Annotated in this window: 4 protein-coding genes and 3 pseudogenes; 5 read left to right on the forward strand and 2 right to left on the reverse strand. The window is 52.3% G+C overall.

Translation table 11 applies throughout. The features are described 5' to 3' along the window. Together BG74_RS21110 and BG74_RS12255 are read right to left on the reverse strand one after the other, a co-directional pair. Positions 1-431: pseudogene (locus BG74_RS21110) on the reverse strand (alanine:cation symporter family protein); the annotation flags it as partial. A 191-nt stretch (positions 432-622) separates the two neighbouring features. Continuing rightward, entirely contained in the window at positions 623-778 is a 156-nt protein-coding gene (locus BG74_RS12255) for a hypothetical protein (protein WP_187202494.1), read from the reverse strand. Between BG74_RS12255 and BG74_RS12260 the strand changes: the two are divergent. The 5 genes and pseudogenes from BG74_RS12260 to dnaJ form a co-directional block, all read left to right on the forward strand. Continuing rightward, positions 722-1633: pseudogene (locus tag BG74_RS12260) on the forward strand (transaldolase family protein); the annotation flags it as partial. The gene BG74_RS12255 and the pseudogene BG74_RS12260 overlap by 57 nt on opposite strands. Before the next feature lie 136 nt (positions 1634-1769). After that, positions 1770-2363, forward strand: a pseudogene (mog, locus tag BG74_RS01395) (molybdopterin adenylyltransferase). Between the two features lie 213 nt (positions 2364-2576). Next, complete coding sequence (locus tag BG74_RS01400) at positions 2577-2987, forward strand: hypothetical protein (RefSeq protein WP_204376287.1); 411 nt, start codon at positions 2577-2579, stop codon at positions 2985-2987. Between the two features lie 420 nt (positions 2988-3407). Beyond that, positions 3408-5318: a molecular chaperone DnaK gene (gene dnaK, locus BG74_RS01405; RefSeq protein ID WP_066596042.1), complete on the forward strand. Its 1911-nt coding sequence runs from the start codon at positions 3408-3410 to the stop codon at positions 5316-5318. A gap of 109 nt (positions 5319-5427) precedes the next feature. Beyond that, positions 5428-6558 (forward strand): molecular chaperone DnaJ, encoded by a 1131-nt coding sequence (dnaJ, locus tag BG74_RS01410; protein ID WP_066596044.1) that lies wholly within the window; start codon positions 5428-5430, stop codon positions 6556-6558. Positions 6559-6573 lie beyond the last annotated feature (15 nt).

Below are 6573 nucleotides of genomic sequence, written 5' to 3' on the forward strand. Positions count from 1 at the left end.
GTGGGATGCAGCACTACCAAGCCTGCCAGCAGCTAATTGCTGTGCCGATAGCGTAGTCGCACTGGCCTGAACGACGCTGAAAAATCTGCCATAGTCCGCCAGAAAAAAGAGGGGGTAATAGCGTGCTTGTTCAGCGCAGACCGAGCCAGTTGGCCATATACCAGGCCGGCCCGCTGTAATTGTCGCGTATTTGTACAGCTGTGCCAGGGTACTTTCCACAAAGGAGGTCGCTATGCTAATAAATGCCGCTAGCCACATCCATAAGGTAGAGCCGGCCCGCCCAGGATCAAGGCGATGGGGATACTCATCAAATTACCGCAACCGATACGGGCGGCAAGAGAGGTGCATAAATCTTGGAATGGCGAAATGCTGTCACTACCGCGCGTTCCTGAATCTTTGAGGATAGTGAAGGTATGGCAGAAATAGCGTATCTAGATGAAGCTGGTGCGCAGTGTGAACAAAATCCTGGTACCTAAAAACAGATAAATTAATAGTGAATCCCATAGCATGGTTTTTGATAAAATTCAGTGGCTCAGCCATCGTTCCTTTTATCCCACTCCAGCGTGTCCCGGCTGGGAATTGTAGGGTCTTGGCGCTTATTTTACCTATTTTACGCATAATTTCATCGATAGGTGCGACAGGTAAAAAAAGCCAGCGTCCAGCAGCTTTCCGCCGCAACCCGTGCTATCCATTCTCGCGCTGCTGTACTGCCCTCTTTGTGATGCACGAGACAAAAGGTGTGGCCGATACCGGCGATGTTGCCACTATCAAGCGCCATCGGCCTCAGTATTCGACCACCAACCATCAAACCGTTGCCTATTCCTAACGCTGCCAAAATCCCGGAATGCCGCAGCTACATCGACGATGCCCTCTCCTAGGCGCGCGGCCAAAGAGACGGTCGGACTGCACAGGTGAATTATGCCGCCGACCGGCTAGCGGTCAAAATCAGTTGAAATGGGTGCCTTTCTGTGTCTCCACCGAAGTGGAGACTCTTGGCTATTCTACAACACTGAGGGGCAGCGTTGCCAAGGCTAAGAACCTGGTGAAACTTTACAACAATGCCTATATCGGCAACGAACGCATTTTAATCAAACTGACCTCGACCTAGCAGGACATCCGCACCGATGAATAGCTGGAAAAGACGGAGATCAATTATAATTTGATACTACTGTTTTCATTTGCCCAGGCACGTGCGTGCGCCGAATAGGGCGTGTATTTGATTTCGCCGTTCATCGGCTGAATTCTCGACTGGCATAAGGCTAACGGCAAACGCCGCCAGACCTTCACACCTGATGACGATCCCGGCATAGTGTCAATTACCCCTCACCTATCGCTATTGTAAAGAACACGGTTATGACACCGTTATATAGGCGCCAGTTTTCGCAATAGCGGCGAAATCCTGTAACTGGCCGGCTGCGACCAGCTCACCATCGCGCCAGCGCGTTGCTTAAAGAGCTGACGGACAGTGAGGGGGAGGGAGTATAAACTTTCTTATATAGGAAAGGTCAAGGAGCGTCCGGAAAAGTTAACGGAAGTGGTATTTCTTTGGCAGCGTCATCAGGATCTGATGACGGTAGATAAACTGGCGCAAGGCATCCATAAATTCGCCGTCGACCAGGAAAAACTGGAAAAATGCTGGATGAACTGCTATAATGCACGCCGTCGGCTTTCCCAGCGGCGTGGGGGGAAAGAGAACGCTTACAGCCCCTGCGGGGGTTTCTTTATGGCGCTGTTGATTGGCACCCGAGATTGTGGTTAAAGAGAACATCATGCAAACATATCGAATCGGCCTAGTATGTATTTCAAACCGTGCCGCACGTGGTGTCTCTGTCGACCAGATGGGCTGCTACTCGAGGCTTAGCCTGAACGCCCTGGACAACCAGGTTCACCCTTGAGACCCGATTAGTGACGGACGAGCGCAGACCCTGATCGAGTAAAACGCTGAGCGAACTGGTGGACGAAAGCGGTTACCATTTGGTGCTGACCAAATGGTGGCACCAGGCTAGCGCTGCATGATATCACGCCCGACGCAACGCTGGCAGTGGCCGGTCGTGAAATTCCGGGCTTCGGTGAAATAGGTATGGCAAATCAGTTTGCACTTTGTTTCCACAGATATATTGTTGCGCCAGACAGCCGTCATTCGTAAGCAGTTAATTATCATAAACTTTCCAGGTCAGATAAAATCGATTCAGGAAACACTGGAAGGCATGAAGAACGGCAGCATTGCCATCAAGGGGATTTTCGCCAGTGTGTCTTATTACATTATTCAACTATTGGATGGCCCATATCTGGAAACTGAGCCATCGGTGGTCACGGCGTTTAGACTTAGACTTATAAGCGCCTACCAGGCCGCCGAAGAATGAATACCTTTGCGAAAATGCGCCACCTGCGCCGCGAACATGGCTTATTGCTTGCAGAGTAAATATTTTACCGTGTCAGTAAGTTTAAGTTTACAAACCGTGGTATATTATTGTCATTAACCTCGTTAAGCGCAGATGATTATACATATTTGTGTTTTTCGCCGCGGTAGGGCAGTTATTTTCCCCGCTGTATATGCAGAGCAGTGGCTGCACCAAATGCAAACCTACGGCATTTTTGCCGCGCGCTGTCTGGCGCGCCCGCTGGGCGGCATTGTCATGGCAGACCTTGGCGATAACGTGAGGCGTAAGAAAATATTTACCCTGCCTATCTTTTTGATGGTGATACTGGCGATGGCGATCGGGCTGTTACCGATCTTTATGCGGCGCTCGGCATCATGGTGCTGCCATTACTGGTGTTGCTTCGGATCCTGCAAGGTGTGGCCATTGGCGGCGAGGTTTCCAGTGCCTGGGTCTTTGTCGCCGAGCATGGGCCTTACCAGCGCATCAGCTTCCCCTGGCGGCGCCCTGACTGCTAAGATAACTGTCGGTATTCTGCTCCGCTCATTTATGGTCACTATTATTAACCAATTGCCCAACTGCCAGCACTATATCGCTACCGGAGGTTGAGGCATCTCTTTTTTATAAGCGGCGTCTTTGGCCTGTGTGCTATGCCGCTGGCTGTGGGAAACGCTGATCTTTATCGAGCTGCAGGTTCGCAAAGCGGCGGGGCCCGCGAGCTACCAAGTCAGTAATAGCTACCAAGTTGGTAGTTATGAGTCATAAAAAGCGGTCATAATATCCATATTACTGACCTGGCCTGCTTACCGCTGATATTGTGGTGATTATCGGGCGTCAGCGCGCCCGGCGCTATCGCAGGATTTTTTTGCCGTTACCCCTTGATGCAGAGCGGCGTGACCCCATCTCACTTACATTCAATGTTGTTGAACCTGGGAAATAATCGAGCGGCGAAAACTTGAAAAGTTTTTTTTTGGCCGCATATCAGGTTTACGACCACAACGAAATTGAACTTTTAGTGGAGATGTTTAGATGGGAAAAATCATTGGTATCGACTTGGGTACGACCAACTCCTGCATCGCAATTATCGAAGGTAGCAAACCTCACGTACTTGAAAACAGCGAAGGCGATCGCACGACTCCTTCCATCATTGCATATACGCAGGATGGTGAAATTCTGGTTGGCCAACCGGCTAAACGTCAGTCCGTCACTAACCCGCAGAATACACTATTCGCCATCAAGCGTCTGATCGGCCGTCGTTTCAAGGACGAAGAAGTACAACGCGATGTTAGCATCATGCCGTACAAAATTATCGCAGCAGACAACGGCGACGCCTGGTTGGAAGTCAAAGGCCAGAAAATGGCGCCGCCACAAATTTCCGCTGAAATCCTGAAGAAAATGAAAAAGACCGCGGAAGATTATCTGGGAGAACCGGTCATCGATGCGGTTATTACCGTGCCGGCTTATTTTAACGATACACAGCGACAGGCGACCAAAGACGCCGGCCGTATCGCTGGTTTGGATGTTAAGCGTATCATCAACGAACCGACCGCAGCCGCTCTGGCCTATGGCCTCGACAAAGAAACTGGCAACCGCACCATCGCGGTGTATGACCTGGGCGGCGGGACCTTCGATATTTCGATTATCGAAATTGACGATGTCGACGGTGAAAAAACTTTTGAAGTGCTGGCGACCAATGGCGACACCCATTTGGGTGGTGAAGACTTTGACAGCCGCTTGATCAACTATCTGGTGGATGAATTCAAAAAAGATCAGGGTATCGATCTGCGCAACGATCCGCTGGCGATGCAGCGCCTGAAGGAGGCCGCTGAAAAAGCCAAGATCGAACTGTCTTCTGCGCAGCAGACCGACGTCAACCTACCGTACATCACGGCCGACGGTTCCGGTCCGAAGCATATGAACCTAAAAGTGACACGCGCCAAGCTAGAGTCGCTGGTGGAAGAGTTGGTCAACCGCACTCTTGAGCCGCTGAAAGTGGCACTGAAGGATGCGGGCCTGTCGGTTTCGGACATCAAAGACGTTATCTTGGTAGGCGGGCAGACTCGTATGCCGCTGGTGCAGAAGAAAGTCACCGATTTCTTCGGTAAGGAGCCGCGTAAAGATGTTAACCCAGATGAAGCGGTTGCCATCGGCGCTGCGGTTCAGGGTGGTGTACTGGCCGGAGATGTGAAAGACGTGCTGTTGCTTGACGTGACCCCGCTGTCGCTGGGTATTGAAACTATGGGCGGCGTGATGACGCCGTTGATTGCCAAGAACACTACCATCCCGACCAAACACAGCCAGGTGTTCTCTACGGCGGAGGACAATCAGTCCGCTGTGACCATCCATGTTCTTCAGGGCGAACGTAAGCGCGCCGTCGATAATAAATCCCTGGGTCAGTTCAACCTGGACGGAATTGCGCCTGCCATGCGCGGCACGCCACAGATTGAAGTGACGTTCGATATAGACGCCGATGGGATTCTACATGTCTCCGCTAAGGACAAGAACAGCGGCCGTGAACAGAAGATCACCATAAAAGCTTCCTCGGGTCTGAACGAAGAAGAAATCCAGAAGATGGTACAGGAAGCGGAAGCTAACGCCGAATCAGACCGCAAGTTTGAAGATCTGGTGCGGACCCGCAACCAGGCTGATCATCTGCTTCACAGCACCCGTAAGCAACTGGAAGACGCAGGCGATAAACTGCCGGCAGGCGACAAGAACGTTATCGAGGATGTGCTGAAAAATCTGGACACCGCGCTGAAAGGAGAGGACAAAGCCGATATCGAAGCGAAAATGCAGGCGCTTATCCAGGTGTCCGGAAAACTGCTTAAAGTGGCTCAGCAACAGGCTCAGGCGGCGGGCGAAGGTGGAACGGACGGCGGCGCCAAGGCGGACGACGATGTAGTCGACGCCGAGTTTGAAGAAGTTAAAGACAAAAAATAATTGCCCTGAATGGGGTGCGGCGGCGTATACCGCTGCTACTGGCAACAGGCACGGGCGTCGAGGCAACTCTACGCCCGTGTAAGCGTATTGAGGGCAGGAAGAGAAGACGATGGCGAAATCAGACTACTACGAGATTTTGGGCGTTTCCCGGGATACGGAAGAGCGTGAAATCAAAAAGGCCTATAAACGCCTGGCGATGAAATTCCACCCGGATCGAAACCCAGGGAATGCCAAAGCTGAAGCGAAATTTAAAGAGATCAAAGAAGCCTATGAAGTGCTGACAGACGCGCAGAAGCGCGCCGCCTACGACCAATATGGTCATGCGGCCTTTGAACAGGGCGGCGTGGGCGGCAGTTTCGGGGGCGGCGCTGCCGGCGCAGATTTCAGCAATATTTTTGGGGATGTTTTTGGCGATATCTTTGGAGGTACCCGGCGTCACGTTAGCCGGGGCTCGGATTTACGCTATAACATGGAGCTGTCCCTTGAGGATGCCGTGCGTGGCGTCACCCGAGAAATTCGTATCCCAACGCTGGAAGAGTGCGATGTCTGCCGCGGCAGCGGCGCGAAGCTAGGCACCTCGGCGGTGACATGTCCAACCTGTCACGGCCAGGGTCAGGTGCAGATGCGCCAGGGCTTTTTCGCTGTGCAGCAGACATGTCCAACCTGTCACGGCCAGGGCAAGATTATCAAGGATCCTTGTACCAAGTGCCACGGCCATGGCCGTGTAGAGAAATCTAAGACGCTATCGGTTAAGATCCCAGCCGGCGTGGATACCGGCGATCGAATCCGTTTGTCGGGTGAGGGCGAAGCCGGCGAGCATGGGGCAGCCGCTGGGGATCTGTACGTACAGGTCCAGGTGCATAAACATCCCATTTTTGAACGTGAAGAAAATAACCTTTACTGTGAAGTGCCGATCAACTTCGCCATAGCGGCGCTGGGCGGCGAGATCGAAGTCCCGACGCTCGACGGTCGGGTCAAGCTGAAAGTGCCGGCAGAAACGCAGACTGGTAAATTATTCCGTATGCGTGGTAAAGGCGCGAAATCCGTGCGAAGCGGGTCGCAGGGCGATTTACTGTGCCGGGTCGTGGTAGAAACGCCCGTTAAGCTTAATGAACATCAGAAACAGCTGCTGCGGGAGCTGGAGGATAGCTTTGGTGGACCGAGTGGTGAACAGAACAGTCCACGCTCAAAAAGCTTTCTCGACGGCGTGAAAAAGTTTTTTGACGATTTAACCCGCTGATATAGGCTCCTCCTC

The organism is Sodalis-like endosymbiont of Proechinophthirus fluctus (assembly GCF_001602625.1).
Classification (GTDB): Bacteria; Pseudomonadota; Gammaproteobacteria; order Enterobacterales; family Enterobacteriaceae.

Coding starts and splice junctions, on each gene's coding strand:
- BG74_RS01400 (WP_204376287.1), top strand. CDS start 2,577: ATGCAAACCTACGGCATTTTTGCCGCGCGCTGTCTGGCGCGCCCGCTG.
- BG74_RS12255 (WP_187202494.1), bottom strand. CDS start 778: ATGGCGCTTGATAGTGGCAACATCGCCGGTATCGGCCACACCTTTTGT.
- dnaK (WP_066596042.1), top strand. CDS start 3,408: ATGGGAAAAATCATTGGTATCGACTTGGGTACGACCAACTCCTGCATC.
- dnaJ (WP_066596044.1), top strand. CDS start 5,428: ATGGCGAAATCAGACTACTACGAGATTTTGGGCGTTTCCCGGGATACG.